The 20666-nt window shown below is 67.5% G+C and carries 19 protein-coding genes; 6 read left to right on the top strand and 13 right to left on the bottom strand.

Annotation, left to right across the window (positions count from 1 at the left end):
* Positions 1-569: 569 nt before the first annotated feature.
* From OG474_RS11970 to rarD, 4 genes are all read right to left on the bottom strand, one after another.
* A complete protein-coding gene (locus tag OG474_RS11970; RefSeq protein ID WP_405062325.1) occupies positions 570-1037 on the bottom strand; it encodes a cupin domain-containing protein in 468 nt (155 codons plus the stop codon).
* The gene (locus OG474_RS11965; RefSeq protein ID WP_405062324.1) at positions 1034-2452 is read right to left on the bottom strand and encodes an MFS transporter; all 1419 of its coding nucleotides are present in this window, start codon (positions 2450-2452) and stop codon (positions 1034-1036) included. Before OG474_RS11965 ends, OG474_RS11970 begins: the two co-directional genes overlap by 4 nt.
* 38 nt (positions 2453-2490) lie before the next feature.
* Positions 2491-2973, bottom strand: a complete 483-nt coding sequence (locus tag OG474_RS11960) for an RrF2 family transcriptional regulator (protein WP_405062323.1) — start codon at positions 2971-2973, stop codon at positions 2491-2493.
* A gap of 66 nt (positions 2974-3039) precedes the next feature.
* Positions 3040-3957, bottom strand: coding sequence for an EamA family transporter RarD (rarD, locus tag OG474_RS11955; protein WP_405062322.1), 918 nt, complete (start codon positions 3955-3957; stop codon positions 3040-3042).
* Between the two features lie 297 nt (positions 3958-4254).
* On the opposite strand from rarD, the gene OG474_RS11950 reads away from it, so the two are divergent.
* A complete protein-coding gene (locus OG474_RS11950) occupies positions 4255-5007 on the top strand; it encodes a sugar phosphate isomerase/epimerase family protein (protein WP_405062321.1) in 753 nt (250 codons plus the stop codon).
* A gap of 16 nt (positions 5008-5023) precedes the next feature.
* Here the strand turns inward: OG474_RS11950 and OG474_RS11945 are convergent, their stop codons facing one another.
* Both OG474_RS11945 and OG474_RS11940 read right to left on the bottom strand, forming a co-directional pair.
* Positions 5024-6475 carry a hypothetical protein gene (locus OG474_RS11945; RefSeq protein ID WP_405062320.1) on the bottom strand — a complete coding sequence of 484 codons (1452 nt, stop codon included), beginning with the start codon at positions 6473-6475 and terminating at the stop codon, positions 5024-5026.
* Positions 6472-6972 carry a SigE family RNA polymerase sigma factor gene (locus tag OG474_RS11940; protein ID WP_405062319.1) on the bottom strand — a complete coding sequence of 167 codons (501 nt, stop codon included), beginning with the start codon at positions 6970-6972 and terminating at the stop codon, positions 6472-6474. Before OG474_RS11940 ends, OG474_RS11945 begins: the two co-directional genes overlap by 4 nt.
* A gap of 197 nt (positions 6973-7169) precedes the next feature.
* Here OG474_RS11940 and OG474_RS11935 point away from each other — a divergent pair, with 197 nt between their 5' ends.
* Positions 7170-7931, top strand: a complete 762-nt coding sequence (locus tag OG474_RS11935; RefSeq protein WP_405062318.1) for a D-Ala-D-Ala carboxypeptidase family metallohydrolase — start codon at positions 7170-7172, stop codon at positions 7929-7931.
* On the opposite strand, the gene OG474_RS11930 is transcribed toward OG474_RS11935, so the two are convergent.
* From OG474_RS11930 to OG474_RS11915, 4 genes are read right to left on the bottom strand one after another with little or no spacing between them, the layout of a single operon-like run.
* Positions 7928-9175 (bottom strand): DUF445 domain-containing protein, encoded by a 1248-nt coding sequence (locus OG474_RS11930; protein ID WP_405062317.1) that lies wholly within the window; start codon positions 9173-9175, stop codon positions 7928-7930. The two genes, OG474_RS11935 and OG474_RS11930, sit on opposite strands and share 4 nt — an antisense overlap.
* Positions 9176-9210: 35 nt before the next feature.
* A complete protein-coding gene (locus OG474_RS11925; RefSeq protein WP_405062316.1) occupies positions 9211-10431 on the bottom strand; it encodes an MFS transporter in 1221 nt (406 codons plus the stop codon).
* Between the two features lie 54 nt (positions 10432-10485).
* Entirely contained in the window at positions 10486-11397 is a 912-nt protein-coding gene (locus OG474_RS11920) for a GNAT family N-acetyltransferase (RefSeq protein WP_405062315.1), read from the bottom strand.
* Positions 11398-11406: 9 nt separating this feature from the next.
* On the bottom strand, positions 11407-12360 hold the full coding sequence (locus OG474_RS11915) for a hypothetical protein (RefSeq protein ID WP_405062314.1): 954 nt from the start codon (positions 12358-12360) through the stop codon (positions 11407-11409).
* 115 nt (positions 12361-12475) lie between these two features.
* Here OG474_RS11915 and OG474_RS11910 point away from each other — a divergent pair, with 115 nt between their 5' ends.
* From OG474_RS11910 to OG474_RS11895, 4 genes are read left to right on the top strand one after another with little or no spacing between them, the layout of a single operon-like run.
* Entirely contained in the window at positions 12476-13627 is a 1152-nt protein-coding gene (locus OG474_RS11910; protein WP_405062313.1) for an alpha-hydroxy-acid oxidizing protein, read from the top strand.
* Entirely contained in the window at positions 13624-14271 is a 648-nt protein-coding gene (locus tag OG474_RS11905; protein ID WP_405062312.1) for an HAD family hydrolase, read from the top strand. Before OG474_RS11910 ends, OG474_RS11905 begins: the two co-directional genes overlap by 4 nt.
* A gap of 33 nt (positions 14272-14304) precedes the next feature.
* Positions 14305-14556, top strand: coding sequence for a type II toxin-antitoxin system Phd/YefM family antitoxin (locus OG474_RS11900; RefSeq protein WP_405062311.1), 252 nt, complete (start codon positions 14305-14307; stop codon positions 14554-14556).
* Positions 14553-14933 carry a PIN domain-containing protein gene (locus tag OG474_RS11895; RefSeq protein ID WP_405062310.1) on the top strand — a complete coding sequence of 127 codons (381 nt, stop codon included), beginning with the start codon at positions 14553-14555 and terminating at the stop codon, positions 14931-14933. The genes OG474_RS11900 and OG474_RS11895 overlap by 4 nt, the downstream gene beginning before the upstream one ends.
* A 144-nt stretch (positions 14934-15077) precedes the next feature.
* Here OG474_RS11895 and OG474_RS11890 read toward each other — a convergent pair whose 3' ends face one another.
* Genes OG474_RS11890 through OG474_RS11880 form a run of 3 tightly spaced genes read right to left on the bottom strand, consistent with a single transcriptional unit; the run spans position 15078 to position 20654 of the window.
* Entirely contained in the window at positions 15078-15377 is a 300-nt protein-coding gene (locus OG474_RS11890; RefSeq protein WP_405062309.1) for a hypothetical protein, read from the bottom strand.
* 13 nt (positions 15378-15390) lie between these two features.
* Complete coding sequence (locus tag OG474_RS11885; protein WP_405062308.1) at positions 15391-18216, bottom strand: CHAT domain-containing protein; 2826 nt, start codon at positions 18214-18216, stop codon at positions 15391-15393.
* Positions 18213-20654, bottom strand: a complete 2442-nt coding sequence (locus tag OG474_RS11880) for an ankyrin repeat domain-containing protein (RefSeq protein WP_405062307.1) — start codon at positions 20652-20654, stop codon at positions 18213-18215. The genes OG474_RS11885 and OG474_RS11880 overlap by 4 nt, the downstream gene beginning before the upstream one ends.
* Positions 20655-20666: the final 12 nt, after the last annotated feature.

The raw sequence follows: 20666 nt of genomic DNA, 5'->3' as shown, positions 1-20666 counted from the left end.
CCCCGGAATGGTTGGTGGCTTCCCAAAGTTGGTCTTGGCGCCCAAAGTTGGCCTTGGCGCCCAAAGGTGGGTTGCCGTGTCTTTGGGCGCGCCGGGCGTCTTTGGGCGCGGTCCGCATCTTTGTGCACCCATCAACCACGTAGAGGCCCCCGGAATGGTTGGTGGCTTCCCAAAGTTGGTCTTGGCGCCCAAAGTTGGCCTTGGCGCCCAAAGGTGGCCTTCGTTCCCAAAGTTGGCCTTCGCGCCCAAAGGTGGCCTTCGTTCCCAAAGTTGGCCTTCGCGCCCAAGGGTGGGTTGCCGTGTCTTTGGGCGTGGCGGGCGTCTTTGGGCGCGGGTCGCGTCTTTATGCACGCATCAACCATGTAGAGGCGCACGGAGTGGTTGGTGGGTTCTCAAAGTTGGCCTTCGCGCCCAAAGTTGGCGTTCGTGCCTAAAGTTCGCGTTCGTGCCTAAAGAGGAGCGGACGCACCTTTGGGCGTTTGAGGCGCGGGGTGCGGGGCGCGTCTTTGGGGGCCTGTTGGTTGTGGGGAGGGTGTTGGGGTGGTTGGGGGGTCTCGAAGGGGGATGGGTTAGCGGGTTTGCCAGGTGGGGCTTTTGGTGTAGTGGTTGTCGTAGAGGTCGGCGGTGGCGGCTACCTCGGACCAGTCGGTGGTGCCTTGGTAGGCGCCTTCGAGGAGGCGGTAGTAGCCGAAGCGGGGTTTGGCGTGGGTGAGGACGAAGAGGACCTCGGCGGCTGAGTTGCCGGCGGCTTCGAAGGCGTGGGTGGTGTTCGGCGGTACGACGAGGAAGTCGCCCTGCTCGAGGACCAGCAGCTCGTCGTCGAGGAGGACGCGGAGTTGGCCGCCGAGCACGAAGAAGAGTTCGGATGCCTCGTGGTGCTGGTGTGGGGGCGCACCTTCCTTGCCTGGCTTGAAGGTTGAGCGGTGGCTGGTGAGCTGACCACCGGTTTCGGGTACGTCGGCCAGCAGCGTGACGCCGCTCGCGGACAGGATCTCGCCATCGGCGGCACGGACGAGGATGGGCTTGGTGAACGTCATCGGGTTGCTCCTTCAGGGTTGAGCGGGGAGGAGGATCGCGGGCGGGTGGTGGTGAGGGTCAGGGCGGCTGTCAGGAGGACGGCGGCGGCGCTGATGAGGACGGCTTGGCGGAGGCCGTTGGTGGTGGCGGTTCGGAGGGCTTCGCCGGTGCGGCCGGTGGTGGCTTGGCTGGCGATGGCGACAAGGATCGCGAGGCCGACCGCGTTGCCGACCTGGTTGCCGGTAGAGGCGAGGCCGGAGCCGATGCCCTGGTATTCGGGGGCCACGCCGGTCGAGGCAGCGGCGTACATGGTGGTGAAGGCGCTGCCCTGACCCAGTCCGAGGATCAGGAGGGCAGGGACGAGGACGCCGTACGACGCGGTGGTGGACAAGGTGATTCCGAGCAGTCCGGCGCCGAGTGCGGCGAGGACGAGGCTGGCACCGAGTGTGCGGTGCAGACCGATCCGCGTGGCGATGCGGCCGCCGAGGTTGGCGCCGACGAAGATCGCGACGGTCGGGAGGAGGTAGGCCAGGCCGGTCTGCAGGGCGCTGTAGCCGTGGACGTCCTGGAAGTAGACGGTCTCGAAGTAGAGCAGCGGACCGAGCGTCGCCGCGAAGAGCGTGATCACGATGACGCCCATCCGCAGGTTGCGCTGGGCCAGCAGTCCCAACGGCAGCAGGGGATCCGCCGACCGCTGCTCGATCCGGACGAACGCGAGCAGCAGTACGACGCCGACCGCAGCCGCGACGACACTCGCCGCACCCCAGCCTGTCGCCGGCCCCTGCACCAGCGCGAACACGACGGAGGTGATGCCGGCCGTTGCCGTCACCGCGCCCGGTACGTCGAAGCGACGCCGGTTGCGAGCTCCCGAGGCCCGCGGCAGCAGCACGAGAGCCGCCCCCACCCCGATCACGGCGAGCGGCACGTTCACGAAGAACACGGCCGGCCAGCCGAACGACTGCGTCAGTACGCCGCCCAGCAGCGATCCGAGCGCCATCCCGCTACCGCCGGCCGCACCCCAGATCGAGAAGGCGCGGTTGCGTTCCTTGCCCTCGGCAAACAATGTGCCGATCAGCGACAACGTGGCCGGGGCGAGGATCGCACCGCCGAAGCCTTGCACAGCACGAGATCCGATCAGCAGTCCGGGGTTCGTGGCCAGGCCGCCTGCGAGCGAGGCAACGCCGTACAGGAGAAGTCCGGCGATGAACATCCGCCGTCTGCCGAGCAGATCGGACATCCGGCCGCCGAGCAGCAGCAGGCCGCCGAAGGGGACGGCGTATCCACTCACGACCCATTGCAGGTTGTACGGCGCGAACCCGAGCTCCTGCCCGATCGTGGGAACGGCGACGAAGACGATCGTGTAGTCGATCGCGATGATCAGCTGCGCGAATGCGAGCAGGGCAAGGATCCAGCCCTTATTACGGACATCAAACATCCAGAATCAGCTCCTGGGTCAATGGCGGAAGTGGGTGGTCAGGATTTGAGGTTGGCGAACCGGCTGCGGGCGTTCTCCGGTGCGGCCGGATACTCCGCGACGACGTTCTCGGCGATCTCCGCGATGGTCCGGCCGGCGAGCTCGCGCCGGTAGGTGAGCTCGGCCGCGCGCATCGCGCGCGAGATGTGGCAGGTCTTGACGTAGTCGGCCCTCGGGTCGCCGGCCGGACCGGCCCGCAGAATTTCGGTGCAGCGGAACGCGTCATCCGGGCCGTCGATCGCCACGACGATGTCGAGCAGGCTGATCTTCCGCGGGTCCCGTGCCAGTTGGAAGCCGCCCTTGGGTCCGGAGACCGACGAGAGGATCCCGGCCCGCGCGAGCGCCTGCAACTGCTTGTTGAGGTATGCCGTGGGGAGGTCGTAGAAGGCGGCGAGGTGCTTGGCGGTGACCGCCTGACCGGGGATCCAGCTGAGATTCACGCAGCTGTGCATCGCCCATTCGACGCCCTCGTTCATCTTCATAATCTGGATACTAAATATCCTGAATGGCCATAGTCAAGCAAGCCCCGGCAACAGGAGGGCGGCGGGTCAGGCGGCCGAGGTGGCCAGGGCAGCTCGTTTGAGCGCGATTGTCCGGCGGCGGCGGTTCAGGCTGTCGAAGGTGAAGATCGCGAGTGCTAGCCAGACTAGGCCGAAGCCGGCCCAGCGCATCGGTGACATGTGCTCGTGGAAGAGCGTGACGCCGCAGATGAACTGCAGGATCGGGGCAATGTAGTTCAGCAGACCGAGGGTTGTCAGCGACGTCCTGGTCGCGGCGGCACCGAAGAACAGCAGCGGTACGGCGGTCAGTGGCCCGGTCAGGAGGACCAGGATGAAGTACCCGGTCCCGCTATGTGTGACGGTCGAGTGCCCCTGCGCGCCCAGTACGACGATCGCCGCCAGCGCGAGCGGTACTACGGTCGCCGATTCGACCGCCATGCCCTCGATCGCACCGGCATCGGCCTTCTTCTTGATCAGGCCGTAGAAGCCCCAGGAGAACGTCAGCAGGATCGCGATCCACGGCGGCCGCCCGTTCTCGATCGCCAGTCCGAGGACCGCGACGAACGCGATCGCCAGCGCGACCCACTGTGCCGGCCGCAGCCGCTCCTTCAGGACGACGACGCCGAGGAAGACCGCGAACAACGGGGTGATGAAGTAGCCGAGCGACGTCTCGACGACATGGCCGTTGATGACGCCCCAGATGTATGTCCCCCAGTTGACCGAGATCAGCAGCGCGGCGCCCATCAACGCCCACCGCTTCCGCGGTTGCCGGAGCAGCTCTTTCACTGCCCCGAACTTCCGCAGTACGGCGACCAGAAGCGCGATCGTCAGCAGTGACCAGACCACGCGATGCGCGAGCAGCTCGATCGCACCGGACTGGTCGAGGAGCCGCCAGTAGATCGGGAACAGACCCCACATCAGGTAGGCGACGAACCCGTAGATGAACCCTTTTCGCTGATCCGGCACAGTCCAGCGTCCTGAGTCAGAACTTCAGCGGCACTGGAGGCGCCCAGGCACGCACCTCGCGGCGTTGGCGAAGCATCCACGATGGACACCACATCGAGGACGCTTCGCCGCCTTGCGATGCACGCACCTGGACACCTCCAGCACTCGCCGAACTTCTGACTCAGGACGCTAACACTCTAAGCCCGATTGTCAGTCGCATCCAAGAGCTTTGCTCATGACTTGAGACGGTGACGTGGATCGCGTGGGCGTCCCTGGTCCGATGAGGTTGGATAGAGGGGTGAACCTGAGGAGGCACACGTGGGTGTGAGGACCGGTCTGGTCTCGGTGACGTTCCGTCAGTTGCCGGCCGACGAGGTGGTGGAGGTCGCGGCGCGGGCGGGTCTGAAGGCGATCGAGTGGGGCGGTGACATCCACGTTCCCCTCGGCGACCTGGTCGCCGCGCGCCGGGTGAAGAACCTGACCGAGGTGCACGGCCTGCAGACCGTCGCCTACGGCTCCTACCTCCGCGCCGGTGCCGCCGACCGCGAGCAGATGCGCGCCACCGTCGCCACCGCGGAAGCCCTCGGCGCCTCCCGGATCCGCGTCTGGGCCGGCACAGTCGGTACGGCGGAAGCCGGGGTCGGCGACCGGATGGCGGTGACGCGTGGTCTGGCCGAGCTGTCCGACGTGGCGGCCAGCTCGGGGATCGAGATCGCCCTCGAGTTCCACCGCAACACGCTCACCGACGAGGTGGATTCGACGATCACCCTGCTGATGGATGTCGGTGCCCCGAACCTCACGACGTACTGGCAACCGCCGGTCGGGATGGGCGACGACGAGTGCCTGGACCAGCTGGATGCCCTGTTGCCCTGGCTGACCACCGTGCACGTCTTCTCCTGGGACCCGGACGGCACTCGGCGCCCCCTGGCGACCAGGGAGCGCCTGTGGCGCCAGATCCTCGCGAAGCTGGCGGCCGACCCGCGTGAGCTGAACGCGCTGCTCGAGTTCGTCCCGGAGAACAATCCCGAGCAGCTGCTCAAGGACGCCGCCGACCTGCACGCCTGGCTGTAGGCCCCAGGCGCGTCGATCAGGCGGGCAGGTAGATCGCGACGAACAGCTTGCCCTTGGTCGCCTTGCCCTTGGTCAGGGTCATCTCGGCCCGACTGGCCGGCCCGGCGGCGAAGGGCAACCACGCGTTCCCGAGCAGTCCGCTCTGCTCCGCGGAGATGCTCTTCCCGGTGGAGCGTCCCTGGAACGACATCTCGCCCATGGCAGGTCCGTTGATGCCGAGCGTCGAGCTGCCGTAGGCGAGCACCAGCGGCGTGTCGGCGGGAGTCTCGATGGAGACCTTGCCTGCTGTGCCCGGAGCCTCTTGGACGGCGGCGAGCCGGTAGTTGTTGCCGCCCACCTCGATGCGCTCGGCCAGTCCGACATCCTCGATGAAGCGCTGCTTACCTTGGAAGTAGGCGCCGAGGCCGAGCCGGGCGTCCGCGGGCAACGCCGCCTTCTGCCCTTTGTCGATGACGATCCGGGCGACGACATCGACCTTCTGCCCGGCCGGCGGAGACTGCACAGTGTGGCTGCCACCGGCACCCGCGTCGGTCGAGGAGGCATCGCAGCCGACCTCGGACACCATGGATCCGTTGAGGGACGTCTGTACCCGGAAGGGTTGATCCTCCACCGAGCCGCCGTTCGCGGTGCAGAACTGGTGCAGGACCAGGGGAGCGCCGGTCGAGGTGAAGCTGAACTTGACCTCCTTGGTGCCGGGATCGCCCACGGCCGCACCAGCGAGGGTGTCGCCGCCGATGGTCTTGCGGTAGACCACGCCGCCGGATCGGTAGTCGTCCGGTCCCGCTACCGGGACGTGCTCCGGGGGCCCGTCGCTGCTGCCGACCGGAGTGTCCGCGGCGGTGTAGATGCCGAGCTGGAACTGCTGGGCACTCTTGGCCGAGGTGTCGGCCTTCCCGGTCTCATCGTTGACGATCTCCGCGGTGACTGTCGCGGACTTCCCGACCGGGGAGGCCAGCCAGATCGCCGAGTCGGACCGCAAGGTTGTCAGAGGCAAGTTCTCGGTCTCGGTGTCGGTCGCGACGTTGCACTGGGTGCTCCCGACGTTCCAGTCGCCGATCTTGACCCGGATCTCCATCGGAGCAGTGGATCCCGCGGTGTCACAGGAGGCGTAGATGGCGATCTTGTCGGTGGTCGGCGTCCAGGCGAACGAGGCCTTGGCCTGGTTGCGGTCGCTGATCCATGCCTTCAGCAACTTGCTGCCGTTGACCATGCCCGGGACCGTCCGGTCGTCCTTGGTGTAGTCGGACGGAACGTTCTCGGCCGGGTCGGGAGTGGAGTTGTTGATGACGCCGGGGACGACGGCCACGGCCAGGGCTGCCACGGCAGCCACCGAGGCGAGGGCGGTCGCCGTACGGCGTTGCTTCGTGCGGCGGATCTTGTTCCGGACACCGGGCAGCAGGTCGGGCTGGCCGTTGGCGGCTTCGTCGGCGCGGCTGTTGAGCTCGCTGCGGAGGTCTTGGAGGTTCATCGCGGGTTCTCCTGAGTGGCAGGGGCGCCGGAGAGGAGGGCGGGGTCCAGGCGGAGTTTCGCTACGGCCTTGCTGGCTTGGCTTTTGACGGTGCCGACGCTGGTGCCGAGGAGGCGGGCGGTCTCGGCCTCGGTCAGGTCTTCGTAGTACCGCAGGACGATCACGGCGCGCTGCCGGCGGGGGAGCCGTTGCAGCGCCTGCCAGAGGTCGCCTTCGTACTCGGGCCCGGCGGCGGAGCTCTCGGGGAGCTCGTCGCTGGGGATCTCGTGATGCCAGCGCCGTCGCCACCAGGACGAGTAGGTGTTGACCATGATCTTGCGGACGTACGGTTCGGGGTTGTCACCCTCGATCCGGGACCAGGCGAACCAGGCCTTGGCGAGGGCGGTCTGCACCAGATCCTCGGCCAGCGCGTGGTCGTGGGTCAGTAGGTACGCCGTTCGCAGCAATCTGCCGGAGCGGGCGGCGACGAAGGCGTCGAATCCCTCGCTTGCGGTCACCGGCGGCCCCGTTTCTCCGGCACGCAAAGCGCTCAGCGCCGGCGTGCTCCCGTTGATGGTCACATCTTGCCTGACCAGGCGTCGCCGGGATTTGGTTGCCTGTTCGGCGCAAAGTTTCTGCTTGGGCCTAGGCAATCGGCAGATCTTGGCCCCATGCTGTCGGGCAGACAAGTCCCTTCACCGCCCCGGAGGTTGTCATGTCCCAGCTCCTAGGCCGTCCGCTGCCGCGGATCGTCTCCCTGCTCCTGCTGTTCGCGGCGATGCTGACCGCGACCGTGACCACCCAGTTCGTCACCGCCACCGAGGCCCGCGCCGACGGTTGCTACACCTGGGGCCGCTCCCTGGCCCAGGGCACATCCGGCGCCGACGTGACCCAGCTCCAGATCCGCGTCGCCGGTTACCCCGCGTACGGCGCTCACATCGCCACGGACGGCGTGTTCGGGCCGGCCACGAAGGCCGCCGTACAGAGGTTTCAATCGGCGTACGGGCTGACCGCGGACGGGGTCGCCGGCGCGGCGACGTTCAGCAAGCTCTACGCGCTGCAGGACGACGACTGCACCCCGATCCACTTCACCTACGCCGAGCTCGACGACGGCTGCGGCGGATCCGGGTACGACGGCGGTCCGCTGAGCGAGGCGGCCACCAAGGCGAACGCGCTGCAGACCATGTGGCAGCTCGAGGCCCTGCGGCACGCCCTCGGCGACCAGCCGCTGAACATCTCCAGCGGCTTCCGCAGCATCCCGTGCAACCGGTCCGTCGGCGGCGCGAGCAACAGTGAGCACCTCTACGGCCGCTCCGCGGACCTGACCGGTGTGCACTCGTTCTGCACGATGGCCAAGCAGGCCCGCTACCACGGTTTCGGTGGCATCCTCGGCCCGGGCTACCCCGACCACAACGACCACACCCACCTGGACATCCGCACCAGCAACTTCTGGAGCGCCCCCAACTGCGGGATCTAGAGCAGCTGGCTGATGCTGTGAATCGCTAGGCCTACCAGGGCGCCTACGACGGTGCCGTTGATCCGGATGAACTGCAGGTCACGACCGACGTGCAGTTCGATCCGGGCCGACGCCTCGCGGCCGTCCCAGCGGGCGATGGTGTCGGAGATGACCGAGACGATCTCGTTGCCGTAGGTCCGGATCACGTAGCTGACCGCCTCGGAGGCGCGCGCGTCGACCTTGCCCTTCAGTACGTCGTCCTCCTGCAACCGCTGGCCCAGCTCCTTGATGACCTTCACGCCTCGGACCCGCAGCGCGCTCGCCGGATCCTGGATCGAGTCGATGAGTGCCGTGCGCAACGAATCCCAGACCGCGGTGAGGCTGGAACCCATGTCGGGGTGGGTGAGCATCCGCGCCTTGAAGGCCTCGAACCGCTCCATCGTGGCGGGGTCGTTCTGCAGATCGACCGCGAGTTTCTGCAGCAGCCGGTCGACGGCCTGCCGTGCCGCGTGATCCTGGTTGTCCCGTACGTCGGCCAGCCAGGCGAGCGCCTCGCGGTGGATCCGGTCGACCACGAGCCGGTCGACCCACATCGGCGACCACCGCGGCGCGCGCGGCCCGACCACATCCGCGAGCAGTTCGCGGTTCTCGCTCAGCCAGTCGTAGGCCTCGACCATCAACAGGTCGAACAGTGCGTGATGCGCCCCGTCGTCGACGACCGACTCGAGGAAGTGCCCGGCGATCGGGCTCAGCGGCTCCTGCACGAACCGCGGCAGCAGCGACCCACGCACGAACGCCGTCACGTCGTCGTCCCCGAGCTTGGGCAGCGCGGCGCCGATCGTCCGCGCGCCCTCGGCCACGATCCGCTCGGCGTGGTTGCCGGCCGCCAGCCACTCACCGGCCCGGCGGCTCACGTCGGCCGACTGCATCTTCTCCGCCACGACCTCCTCGGAGAGGAAGTTCTCGGTGACGAACTGCTCCAGGCTCTCGGCCAGCGTGTCCTTGCGGGTCGGCACGATCGCGGTGTGCGGGATCGGCAGTCCGAGCGGATGCCGGAACAACGCGGTCACCGCGAACCAGTCCGCCAGCGCACCGACCATCGCCGCCTCGGAGGCCGCGTTCACATAGGCCCACGCGCCCTCGCGGTGCAGCGTGATCACGTAGATGATCGCGGCCAGCACCAGCAACGACAGTGCGACCAACCGCATCTGCCGCAGCCCACGACGCCGTACCAGATCCGCGGCGCCCAACGTCACTGTTGCCATACACCGATCCAACCAGGTGATACCCAGTAATCCGGTCAGGCGTTGACCTGGTCTGCCCCTGATTTCTTCGCGCCGCGGTCCATCAGGCCGGAGATGACCGCGAAAATGAGGCCCGCGACGGCGAGCCCGGCACCCACCCGGCTCGGCCATTCGTAGCCGTAGCCGGCAGCCAGTACGACGCCACCGAGCCAGGCGCCGAGGGCGTTGGCGACGTTCAGCGTCGAGTGGTTGAGCGAGGCGGCCAGTGACTGGCCCTCGTGCGCGACATCCATCAGGCGGGTCTGCAGCGCGGGGATCAGGATGCTCGACGAGAATCCGAGCGCGAAGACCGCGATCAGCGCGGTGGGCTTCGTGTGCGCCATCCACCCGAACACGCTGAGGACGACGGTCACCGCGATCAGGCCGCCGTACAGGCTGGGCATCAGCGCGCGGTCCGCCAGCCGGCCGCCGACGAGGGTGCCGCAGGTCATCCCGACCCCGTACGTCGCCAGCACGATCGTGACCGCGGCTGCGGAGAAACCGGCCAGTTCCGTCATCGTCGGGGTGATGTACGAGTACGTCGCGAACATGCCGCCGAACCCGACCATGCCGACCAGCAACGCCATCCACACCTGGGGGCGGGCCAGCGCGCTCAACTCGCTGCGCATGTTCGTGTCGTGCGCCACCGGCTGCGGCGTCACCCAGAACCAGACCGCCACAAGGGTCAGTAATCCGAGCACGCCGACGGCCAGGAAGGGCGCTTGCCAGCCGAGCGCTTGGCCGAGGAGCGTGGTGAGCGGTACGCCGACGATGTTGGCCACCGGCAGTCCGACCATGATCATCGACACCGCCCAAGCGCGACGGTTCGCGGGAACCATCGACGCTCCGACCACAGCACCGATCCCGAAGAAGGCGCCGTGCGGGACCCCGGTCAGGAACCGGGCTGCCATCAGCATTTCGTAGCTTGAGGCAACGGCTGACAACACGTTCCCCAGCACGAAGAGCGCCATCAGGCCGAGCAGCATCCGCTTCCGTCCGGTCCGCGCGCCCAAGGCCGCGATCACCGGTGCGCCGACGACCACGCCCAGCGCGTACGCCGAGATCACGTGCCCGGCGGTGGGAATCGAGATGTGGACCCCGTCCGCGATCTGCGGCAGCAGCCCCATCGTCACGAACTCGGTGGTCCCGATCGCGAACCCGCCGATCGCCAACGCGAGCAGCGCCAGCCGCACCTGCCTGGGCACAGTCCGCTCGTCAGCAGTCACGGACGTAGTCACACCTGAGTGTCCCAAAGCACTGCCGCCAGCACCCACAAACCTGCCACTGGATTGTCAGAAGTTGATCCGCAGGACCGCTCGGCGGGTGCCGGGACGGCTGACTTCGGTGTATCCGGCGGCGGTGAACATGGCGAGCGTGCCGACCGAGCCGCCGTCGACGAAGTCCGGGTAGCCCTCCACGGCGTCGGCGCCTTGGGCGCGGGCGAACTCGACGGTGGCCTGGGCCAGCGCGCGGGCGATGCCGCGGCGGCGGTAACCGGAGCGCGTGACGAAGCAGGTGACGGCCCAGACGGTGGGGTCGCGCTTGTCCTCGGTGCGGCCGAGCCAGGGGACGCGGTTGTCGCGGAGGAGCCTGGCGTGGTCGGCTCGGGGTGCGACCGCACACCAGCCGACGGGTTCGGTGTCGAGGTACGCGATCAGGCCGGTCGTGGTTTCGCCTGCAGTCTGATCGTGGAGCCGGGCGGCCAGTTCCTCGGGGCCCTCGGACACCCAGGTCTCCTTGGGGAGCATCCGGAAGCGCTGGCACCAGCAGCGCGAGGTGTCTCCGGTCGTCCCGAAGATTGCCTGCAGGTCCGCCCAGGCCGCCTCGTTGGCCGGAACGATCCTCAACTGCTCGGGGCTGATCGGCTCCCGCGAACCGCGCGGGCGGGGCGCTCGCTTGGCAGGCGCCTTCAGCTGGCGGGGTTCCGCCTCGAACGTGAGTCGGATGTCGACCGCGTCCCCGACGTCCAGGCCGAGTGGCTTCCGTACGGCGTCCTTCAGCGGCAGCAGGTACTCACCGTCCCTGGGCCACAGCGACGTCTTCCACTCGGTGCTGTTGATTCGGGCGGTGATCGGGAGCAGTCCCCACGAGTAGCCGGCACCGGCGGCGGCAGCCCGCAGTACGGCGCACTCCTCGTCCGGCACCGGGACGAAGTGGTACGGCGCTGGGCCGCGCCACTCGATCACCTCGCCGGCGAACTCCATCTGCCGATGCTAACGCTCGTTGGTTGACCGGCGCAGGGCCAAACCGAGCACGCCGATCGCGATCAGGCCGAACAAAACGTTGCCGAGCAGATCCGCCGTTCGCGACGCCGCGAAGATCGGCGGCTGCGGGAACGCGTGCCACACGTAGGTCAGCAACACCCCGCTGGCGACCGCCACCGAATGCCGCTGCGTCCAGCCCGCTCGCCGAGACCAGTTGGTCAGCACCACCGCAGCCAGTACGTCGATCGCGACCATCACCGCCGCGTCGAGCCAGGCCGAGTGCACGAGGTCGTTGGACAGCATCCAGGCCGAGCTCAACGCCAGTCCACCCACCCCGGCCGACCAGACTGGCGGTACCTGGCCGGACTGGGGTTCGCGCTTTCGGTTGCCTACCCACACGGCCAGTACGACGAGGATGACGATCGCCACGGCAACCCCGGCGAACTGACCGGGCGCGGCGACGAAGGGGTCGCTGCCCACGGCGAACGCGGTCGACCCGAACACGCCGAGGGCGAACAGAGCGCCGTACAGGGAGAGGCCGACCTTGCCGAGCCAGGGCTCGCGGGGGCGTCGTGAGATGGACTCCATCGCGACGATCGGGACGGTGATGCTCCAGATGGTGTGCAGGCCGAGCACGAAGACCGTCCAGGGCGCGCCGATGCCGAGCGCGGGGATGAAGCCGGGGTCGAGCAGGCGCTGGTCGGCGTAGTTGGGGTTGAACAGGGACATCGTGGTGACGCCCTCTTCGAGGACGCCGTACGCCAGCGCGAGGACAACCACGCTCGGATAGCCCCAGCCGCGCCGCCGGACGAGCTCGCGGATCAGGACCGCGCCGCCGCCGTACAGCGGAGCCAGCGTGAACAGGGCGTAGATCGCGGTGATCGGGATGTTGCCCAGGACGAACTCAGCCACTATCGGCGACAGGAAGAAGAGTCCGAGGGCGGGGAGCGTTCGCTTCAGCATGTCTCCACTCTGGGCGCGGGCGGCCCGCGGCGCGGATGCGATCCGTCCCGATGTCTTGCTGACGGACGGCTGGGGTGGTTCCAGACGTTTGTCATGTTGTGAAACCATCCGGCACATGGCCAACTTCGGTGATTTTCAGCTGCAGATCTACCTGCAGGGGATGCTGCAAGGGACCAAGCCGGAGATCACGACCGACCTGGCCCGGCTGGAGTCACAGGCGGCCGGGACGCTGACCGCGGAGGCGATGGGCTACATCGTGCCGAGCGCGGGCAACGGTGCGACCGCGCGGGCCAACCTGGCTGCGTTCGACCGGTGGCGGTTGGTGCCGCGGATGCTGCGGGGGAGTGCCGAGCGCGACCTGAGCTGCACCATCCTCGGTACAGCGATGCCCGCGCCGGTGCTGATCGCGCCGATCGGCGTGCAGACGCTGGCGCATCCGGAAGGCGAGCTGGCCACTTCGCGGGCCGCCGACACGCTCGGGCTGACGTACACGCACTCGACGCAGGCGAGCCACGCGCTGGAGCAGATCGAGGCGAAGAGCAAGTGGTACCAGCTGTACTTCCCGACCGATCGCGACGTCTGCCTCAGCCTGCTGCAACGCGCGAAGGCCAGCGGGTACGGCGTACTGGTGGTCACGCTCGACACCGGCACGATCGGCTGGCGTCCGGCCGATCTGGACCGCGGCTTCCTGCCGTTCCTGAAGGGTGAGGGCCTGGCGAACTACTTCAGCGACCCGGCCTTCCAGTCCAAACTCGACAAGCCGATCTCCGAGGATCCGGGTGCCGCGGTCATGTTGTGGGCCCAGATGTTCCCGAACGTGGGGCTGAGCTGGGACGACCTCGGCTTCCTTCGCGACAACTGGGACGGGCCGATCGTCCTGAAGGGCATCACCGCGGTTGAGGACGCCAAGCTCGCTGCCGAACACGGTTTCGAAGGTCTCGTCGTCTCCAACCACGGCGGCCGCCAGGTCGACGGCGCGATCGCCGCCCTGGACGCGCTGCCCGCGATCGCGGATGCGGTCGGTGAGCAGATGACGGTCCTGTTCGACTCCGGCGTACGGACGGGTGCGGACGCGGCGAAGGCGCTCGCGTTGGGCGCCAAGGCGGTCCTCCTCGGTCGGCCGCTGATGTACGGTCTCGCGCTGGCCGGCCAGGCGGGTGTTGAGCATGTGCTGCGCTCGTTCCTCGCCGAGCTCGATCTGACGCTGGCGTTGTCGGGGTACGCGAACCACCGCGAGCTCAACCGCGACTCGGTCGTCCGCGCGTGAAAGCAGTTATCTTCGACCTCGACAACACCCTCTTCGACCACACCGGCTCCGCCGAGGCCGCCGTACGAGCCTGGATCCCGCAGCTAGGTGGCACGGCCACCGACGAACTGGTCGCCCAGTGGTTCGCCATCGAGGACCGCGTCTACCCGCGCTGGCTCTCCGGCGAACTGACCCACCAAGGCCAACGCCGAGCCCGCCTCCACGAGTTCCTCCCGCTCCTCGGCCACCCGGTCCCCGCCACCGAACCCGACCAGGACGAGTTCTTCACCGGCTACCTCGACCTCTACCGCTCCCACTGGTCCGCTTACCCCGACGCCCGCCCCGCCCTAGAAGTTGCCCGAAGCAACGGCTGGCGCATCGGCATCCTCACCAACGGCAGCACCCTCCAGCAGAACGCCAAACTGGAAGCCATCGGCCTGGCTCCCCTCGTAGACGTCGTCTGCACCACCGAGTCCCTGGGTGTCAGCAAGCCAGACCCCCAGTCCTACCTACAAACCTGCGCCGCCCTCGACGTTCCCCCCGCCGAAACCCTCATGATCGGCGACAACCTGGCCCTGGACGTCCACGGCGCCCAAGCCGCCGGCCTGACCGCCCACCACCTGAACCGCCCCACCGGCCAACTACTCACCGATCTGTTGTCGTAGTCTCGTCGTAGCACATGTGCTACGGTCGTTTCCATGGATGCGTTGGGACTGCGAGAGCTGCGGCAGCATGCCAGTGATCTGGTGCGCCGGGCCGAAGCTGGTGAACACCTGCTGATCACAGTCTCCGGCCGTCCGGCTGCTGTGCTCGGGCCGCCGGAGCGAGGGCATTGGCGGCGGTACGACGAGATCGCCGACGTCCTGAGTCCGCGCACCGACGAGGATTGGGCGGCTGACCGTGAGCTGATCGATCACGACCTGGTCGACCCCTGGGAGTCCCGGGGATGAGGGCCGTGCTGGACACCAGCGTCCTCATCGATGGTCTGGCCGAGCCTGTCGATGCGGAGTTCGCGATCAGTACGGCCAGCCTGGCCGAGCTGCACTTCGGTGTCTTGATGGCGAAATCACCTGAGGCTCGAGCCGCGCGGCTACGCCGCCTGGCCGTCATTGAGCGAGCCTTTGAGGCGCTACCGGTTACGGATGCGATTGCTCGCACTTACGGCGCCATCGCGGCGACCGTCGCTGCTGCTGGACGTCAGCCCCGGGCCCGCTCGTTCGATCTCGTCATCGCGGCGACGGCCGCCACCCACGAGGCTGCCCTCTATACCCGCAATCCGAAGGACTTCGTTCACCTGCAGGACTTCGTCGACGTTGTGCCCGTCTAACCGCGCGAGCCATGGCGGCAGTCCGCCCCGCCACTCCATCGCCACTGATTGCCGTGGGAACGGCGGTGGCGGTCTGCCGGGACCGAGCTGCCGGGTGAACTCGGTCCCCAACCGTGCGCTGAGTAGGTGGTCCGAAGACCGGGGCTAGGCGTCGCGACCGTCTGCGGGCTTCCCTCCGCCCATCACCTCTCCGAGCTCGGTTTTGCCGTTGACGATCCAGAACAAGCCGAAGTAGCTGATGAATCCGGCGGCGAGACCGATCGAGTACCAGCCGAAGAGGGTCGCGTCTTTGAACAGGCCCGTGACCGCGGCACCCCCGACGGCGGAGATGGCGACGGAGATATCGGACAATGCAGCTCGATCGGTCTGCCGCACCAGCGTGCGATAGGTGATCCAGCCGACGACCAGTCCGAAACACACTGCGCCGATGCCGGCAATTGTCATCGCGTTTCCTTTCCTAGAAGCGCTCCAGTGTCAGGTCGGCCGAGCAGAATGGTGTGTAGACGAGCCCGGTGATGTTGCCTTTCCGGAGCAGGTCGATCCTGGTCCGGTGGAGCGCGGTACCGACGGAGGCGCCGGCCGTCCCGACGAAGTGACGATAGAACCGGAGGGCGATCTCGCCCGCAACTCGCTGGGCAACTGCGATCTCGGTTCCCACCACGCCGGCCGCATGCAGCCCGGCGAACGCATCGACGAAGCTCACCACATCCGAAGCCTGCAGGGCGGCTGTCTCGCAGCCGTTGATGAACACCAGCGGCGCTGTCTCACTCCAGTGGCTCGAGCCCCACCCTCCGGCCTCGTGCCAGGCACCGATGGAGCCCGGCGCGATCCGGGTGTCCGTTCCGATCTCCAGATACGGCGTGACGACGTCGGCCTGCACCTCTGTACGGCCATGGCAGTAGAAGTAGGCCAGTGGGAGCTGTGGATCCGACAAGGCGGCTACCAGTTGCGGCCGGTCGGCGCAGTGCACCAGCTCGAACCGCCCGGCCAGGCAGGCTTCCAGGTCGGTGAAATGGGCCGCGGTCAAGGCCGGATTCAGAGCCAGACTGCGCGCTGCTGCCGCTCGGGCCGGTTCGACCACCTTGATGCTGCTCCGCAGGGTGCCGGTACGTACGGACGGCGGCTGCTCGATCAGGTGCCGGAACCCCCAGAAACCGTACGGGCAGATGACATTCAGCCCGTGTGACGCCTCGCCGGGGCATCTGCTCGGATAGTCCCGGAGCGTGTCCTGCTGGACGTCCCAGTCTGTCAGGATCGAGCAGAGCGTGCCGTCCTGTTCAGGATCGCGCGGGATGTCGTAGACGAGCGCCCAGGGAAAGCTCGCCCGGGTCGCGCGAGTGACCTGAATTTTCGCCCGGTTCGCCAGGTGCTCGCGCAGTCGCGCGCGATCGCTGACATCCGGTACGACGGCCTGCCACAGCTGGGCGCCGCTGAGTGCCATCCGCCGGAGGTCGTCGATGAAATCACCGGTGGGCTTGCGGTTCTGGTCGTCGTAGCGCGACTTGTCGCCACGCCCTCCCAAGGTGATCTCGGTCAGCCGATACCGGACGGCGGTCAGCACAGTGGTCGCCTGCAGATCGCTGACGGTGGCCGTGATTGCCTGAACCCCGTCGTTGACGACGATCGTGTGCGTCCCAGCCGGGCTGTCGTTGGTGAGCACGTTCAGCTGCCGAGGCGGCAGTTCGGGCGCGCTGGCCGCGTCATCAGTCAGGGCGAAATCGACGATTGCCTGGATCTGCCCGGTGCCCTCGTCAAACTGCGTGACGACGAAATCCACCCGAACCGACTGGACCACATTGTTCCGGTGGTACAACGTGACTCGCAGACTGGACGGACCGGCACGTTCACCGGTGGTGAACGGGACGTATGTGTAAGCACTGGCGCCGGTCAACGGCATCGTCATCCGGTGCAGACGGGGTTCGACGTCGACGTCGCTGCTACTGACCACAAGGTCGAACCGGTAACCTCCTGGATCGTCGGAGGTCAGGTCGTCTGCCCGCAGCGCGACCGGGTTGATGATGACGGAGTCGTCGGCCAGTGGACCGAGGTCGATCCGCACCGCGTAGGTCTGCCCGGTCCGGAGGGCGGCTGTCGTCAGCAGGACCCGTTCCGTCGAATCGGTGAGTGCCACATTAAGGACCCGGGCCGATGGTGTGAGCAGGGTCTGCTCGAAAGAGTGAGGTCCGAAACCCGGCCGCAGGAGGTCGGCGCTCGTGATCCGTGCCAGCGATTGCACGAGAAACGCCTCGCTGCGCTCCACTCGTGCCTTGCTCGGCAGCACGCCTAGCGCTGCGGCTGTGCCGGATCCCTGGCGCTCCTGAACCGACTCCAGCGCTGTACGGCGGCTGACGGCTCCGAGGGCGAGCTCGAAACCGTCGTCGAACCGCACGGTCGCGGGAACGTCGGCGAATCGCTTGTAGTACAGGTCCACCACTCGCTGCGTGTCGGCCGCGCGCGGGATCGAAATTCTCAGATCGAAGCTCGATGGTGGCAGGTCGTAGTAGTTGCGCTCCGGGTCTGGGCCACCACCCATGCTTGCCCTGAGGATCGCCAGCGCCGCATCCCGAATCCCGTCCTCGGGCGTTGCGGGGTTGCCGGCAGCTGACACGCGTGCGATCTCCGGCAGCGCCACCGCGGTGTCCAGCTGGTTGTCATCCAGATAGAGCTCTTCGAGAGGTAGACCGGCGAGGCTTCCGAGGGCTTCCGAGGTCAGGCGGTTTCCGGATAGGTCCAGCCGCCGCAGCGCGGTGAGCTGCTCGAACCCGGCAGGCAGAGCGACGAGACCGTTTCTGCTGAGGTCCAGCGTCGCGAGCGTCGGCGGCCCAATCGGCCCGGAAAACGCGGAGAGCCGATTGTTGCCGGCGTCGAGGATCAGGAGCGCCGGGATCTGGGCCAGTGGACCGCAGTCGCGGAGGCTGTTGCCGGAGACATCGATTCGACGGAGGTCGTGGCAGTTCCGGATGGTCGCCGGAATCGATTGCAGACGATTGTCGGAGGCGTCGAGAACTTCGAGCGCGGTCATCTGCCCGATCTCGTCGGGCAGCGCTGTCAGTCGATTGCCGGCGACGAGCAGACGTTGCAGCCGCGCGGCGGCCTGGAACCACGCAGGGAGCCGACCGAGTCGATTCCCGCTGAGATCGAGGCTGGTCAGAAATGCGATTTCCGGCAGCTGGTCCGGAAGCGTGCGTAGTCCCAGGCGGCGTAAGGACAGATGACCGGTGCGGGACCACGGCTGGGAGGAGAGTGCCGCGACGATCTGCTCCTCATCGGTGGGGGCGTTCATTCATCGTCGCCGAGTGCTCCGGCTGCCAGGAGCAGCGAGATCATGGAGTCGTGCTCTTTCGCCTGAGCGATGCTGAGCGCGGTCACGCCGCTGTGCGATGGGCCGTTCGGATCGGCGCCGAGACCCAGCAGGACCTCGACTGCCTCCGCTGTGATGCCCATGCCGGCCAGAATCAGGGCGGACTCACCGTCGTCGTTCCTGGCGTTCACGTCCGCACCCGCCTCGGCCAGGAGCCGGATACAGTGCACGCCTCGCTCTTCGAAGACGAAATCACCCCGTGGCGGCTGCCTGCGACCGTCGCTGGCGTGCAGAAGCGCCGTTGCGCCGTTCCGGTCGCGGTGGTCGACCTCGGCGCCTCGATCGAGCAGGTAGGCCAGGAGTTCCGGTGCGTTGCGGTCGGCCGCAAGCGTGAGGGCGGTGCCTCCGTCGTCAATCTCCTCGTCGATGTCGGCGCCGGCCCGCAGTAACGACGAAACGATCACTTGGGTGTTCGGGCCGTTCGCGGCGACGGCGTAGTGCAGGCTGGTCCAACCGAGGTCTGCACCGGCCGATGGGTCGGCACTGGACCGGAGGAGTGCTTCGACCACATCGGGATAATCTCGCGCTGCGGCAAACATCAGTGCCGTCAGGCCGTAGGCATCGTGGTCATCCACATCCGCCCCGGCTGCCAGCAAGACGGCCACAGACTCCGCCGAACCGGCATACATGAGCGGCGTACAGCCGTCGGCGGATCGCCCACTGACGGCTGCCCCAGCTCGGATCAACTCGGCCAGGCCGTAGCCGGAGGCTGCCGCGAGATGCAGCGCTGTCAGTCCGTCCTGCGCTGCCCAGTTGATGTCCGCGCCGCCATCGAGCAGCGAGCGGGCAGCGTCGTTGCAGCCGGCCGCGACCGCGACACCGAGTGGGCTCTGGCCCTCGGCGTTCGGACGATCGATTCGCGCACCCTCGGCGAGCAGACTGGCCACCAGGGTCCCGCTGCGAGTTGCAGCATCGGTCAGGAGCGTCTGACCATCGTCCGTCACCACAGAGTCGACGTCGATACCGGCCGCTCGAAGCTGCCGGATCGTCGTTCGGACGGCGGCAAGCTCCGGGCCTCGGTATTCGAGCCGATCGCCGTTGTCCTCGACGTAAGCGCTGGTGCCCAAGGCCTGAAGTTCGACATCGACAGCGGAACCGAAGCCTGCTCGAGCGAGCCCTGCAAGAATCCGCTCGATGCTGGCAGGGCGGGCGCACCGTACGCTGGCCCGCAGCAGCTCGGTGAGCCTCTCCGAGGCGGTCGCCTCGAGCTCGGTTTGGGACTCGATGGTGTCGCAGAGTTCGGAGTCATCGATCGACAGCCGCAGATTGTTGGCGTAACGACGCGGGGGTTGCTCGGCAACCCCCAGCAGATAGCGAAGATCGCCTCCGTCTGACCCGAAACGACCGGCCGCCAGGAGGTTGTCGAACCAGCCCTGCGCAGCGGTCGCGGTGTCGCCGACATCAACCATTCCACGGAGCCTGACGATGTTCGGCGGGGTGAGGTGGCCGGCGATGCCCAGGTGAAATACTCCCCGTCGTGAGACAGCGGTGGCGGTACGGTCCGGGTCGGCATTGAGCAGCCTGAGCACGCGATAGGCGACAGGTACGGCGGAGCCGAGGTGGAGCGCGAACCCATCGCGGCTCAGCGACAGGTGGAGATAGTCGCCGAGTGGTTGGCGTACGAGGCTGCAGCCGATGTCCAGCCCCTCGGGCAGCTGGACGCGCCGCGGGTCACTGGGCTGGAAGGCTGGTGCCTCGATCTGCAAGGCGGCTCGCAGCAGCGCAGGGAGCGCCACGCCGACGGCCCGCAACACTTCCGGCTCGACAGTGGCGAGGCCGTCCCTGCGAGGCGCAATGTTGACCTCTTGGATGATGTGCACGAGCTCATGACCCATCGCCTGGAGCAGCGACCCCCAATCCGTTCGGGCCAGGACAAAGTCCCGGCCGAAGCGCAGCGAGTCGTCCGCTGTCTCACCGGGCACAATCTTGGCCGACAGCAGGATCCGGTCGAGGATGGTCAACCGATCAGCGGTGGGTAGTTCGCCGGCCATGAACGGTGTCGCGAATGCAGTGACGAACGTGCTGAGCAGATAGGCCCTGAGCGCTTCGGTCTCCAGTACCGCATGACGCCGTACAAGCTGATGGAACGGCCGGATGTCGTTGTCCACCTGCTGTGGGGAGACGCCGGAGGTGGCTAGGTCAGTGAGCATGGCGACCGGCTGGAAGCCCTTCGCATAGATCTGCAGCAGCGGCGCGTCGGTCGGCTGCCCCAACGCGTCGCCGAGGAGGCGTGCCAGTGTTTCCGTCGCGCGACTGTCACCGGCCGATGCCAGTTGGCGAAGGATCTCCACCGCGTTCCAGGCAGCACTACGGCCTGGCGCATCCGAAACCAGCTCCGCGAGCACGCTGTACGGCTCCATCCCCGTCCCCCC

It is taken from the genome of Kribbella sp. NBC_01505 (assembly GCF_045040285.1).
GTDB lineage: Bacteria > Actinomycetota > Actinomycetes > Propionibacteriales > Kribbellaceae > Kribbella.
This window is presented reverse-complemented; position numbering and strand designations above follow the sequence as displayed.

What these genes read in the sequence shown, in the direction of transcription:
- OG474_RS11970 (WP_405062325.1), bottom strand. Translation starts at nt 1,037, where the DNA reads ATGACGTTCACCAAGCCCATCCTCGTCCGTGCCGCCGATGGCGAGATC.
- OG474_RS11965 (WP_405062324.1), bottom strand. Translation starts at nt 2,452, where the DNA reads ATGTTTGATGTCCGTAATAAGGGCTGGATCCTTGCCCTGCTCGCATTC.
- OG474_RS11960 (WP_405062323.1), bottom strand. Translation starts at nt 2,973, where the DNA reads ATGAAGATGAACGAGGGCGTCGAATGGGCGATGCACAGCTGCGTGAAT.
- OG474_RS11945 (WP_405062320.1), bottom strand. Translation starts at nt 6,475, where the DNA reads ATGAACCTCCAAGACCTCCGCAGCGAGCTCAACAGCCGCGCCGACGAA.
- OG474_RS11935 (WP_405062318.1), top strand. Translation starts at nt 7,170, where the DNA reads ATGTCCCAGCTCCTAGGCCGTCCGCTGCCGCGGATCGTCTCCCTGCTC.
- OG474_RS11930 (WP_405062317.1), bottom strand. Translation starts at nt 9,175, where the DNA reads ATGGCAACAGTGACGTTGGGCGCCGCGGATCTGGTACGGCGTCGTGGG.
- OG474_RS11920 (WP_405062315.1), bottom strand. Translation starts at nt 11,397, where the DNA reads ATGGAGTTCGCCGGCGAGGTGATCGAGTGGCGCGGCCCAGCGCCGTAC.
- OG474_RS11915 (WP_405062314.1), bottom strand. Translation starts at nt 12,360, where the DNA reads ATGCTGAAGCGAACGCTCCCCGCCCTCGGACTCTTCTTCCTGTCGCCG.
- OG474_RS11910 (WP_405062313.1), top strand. Translation starts at nt 12,476, where the DNA reads ATGGCCAACTTCGGTGATTTTCAGCTGCAGATCTACCTGCAGGGGATG.
- OG474_RS11900 (WP_405062311.1), top strand. Translation starts at nt 14,305, where the DNA reads ATGGATGCGTTGGGACTGCGAGAGCTGCGGCAGCATGCCAGTGATCTG.
- OG474_RS11895 (WP_405062310.1), top strand. Translation starts at nt 14,553, where the DNA reads ATGAGGGCCGTGCTGGACACCAGCGTCCTCATCGATGGTCTGGCCGAG.
- OG474_RS11890 (WP_405062309.1), bottom strand. Translation starts at nt 15,377, where the DNA reads ATGACAATTGCCGGCATCGGCGCAGTGTGTTTCGGACTGGTCGTCGGC.
- OG474_RS11885 (WP_405062308.1), bottom strand. Translation starts at nt 18,216, where the DNA reads ATGAACGCCCCCACCGATGAGGAGCAGATCGTCGCGGCACTCTCCTCC.
- OG474_RS11880 (WP_405062307.1), bottom strand. Translation starts at nt 20,654, where the DNA reads ATGGAGCCGTACAGCGTGCTCGCGGAGCTGGTTTCGGATGCGCCAGGC.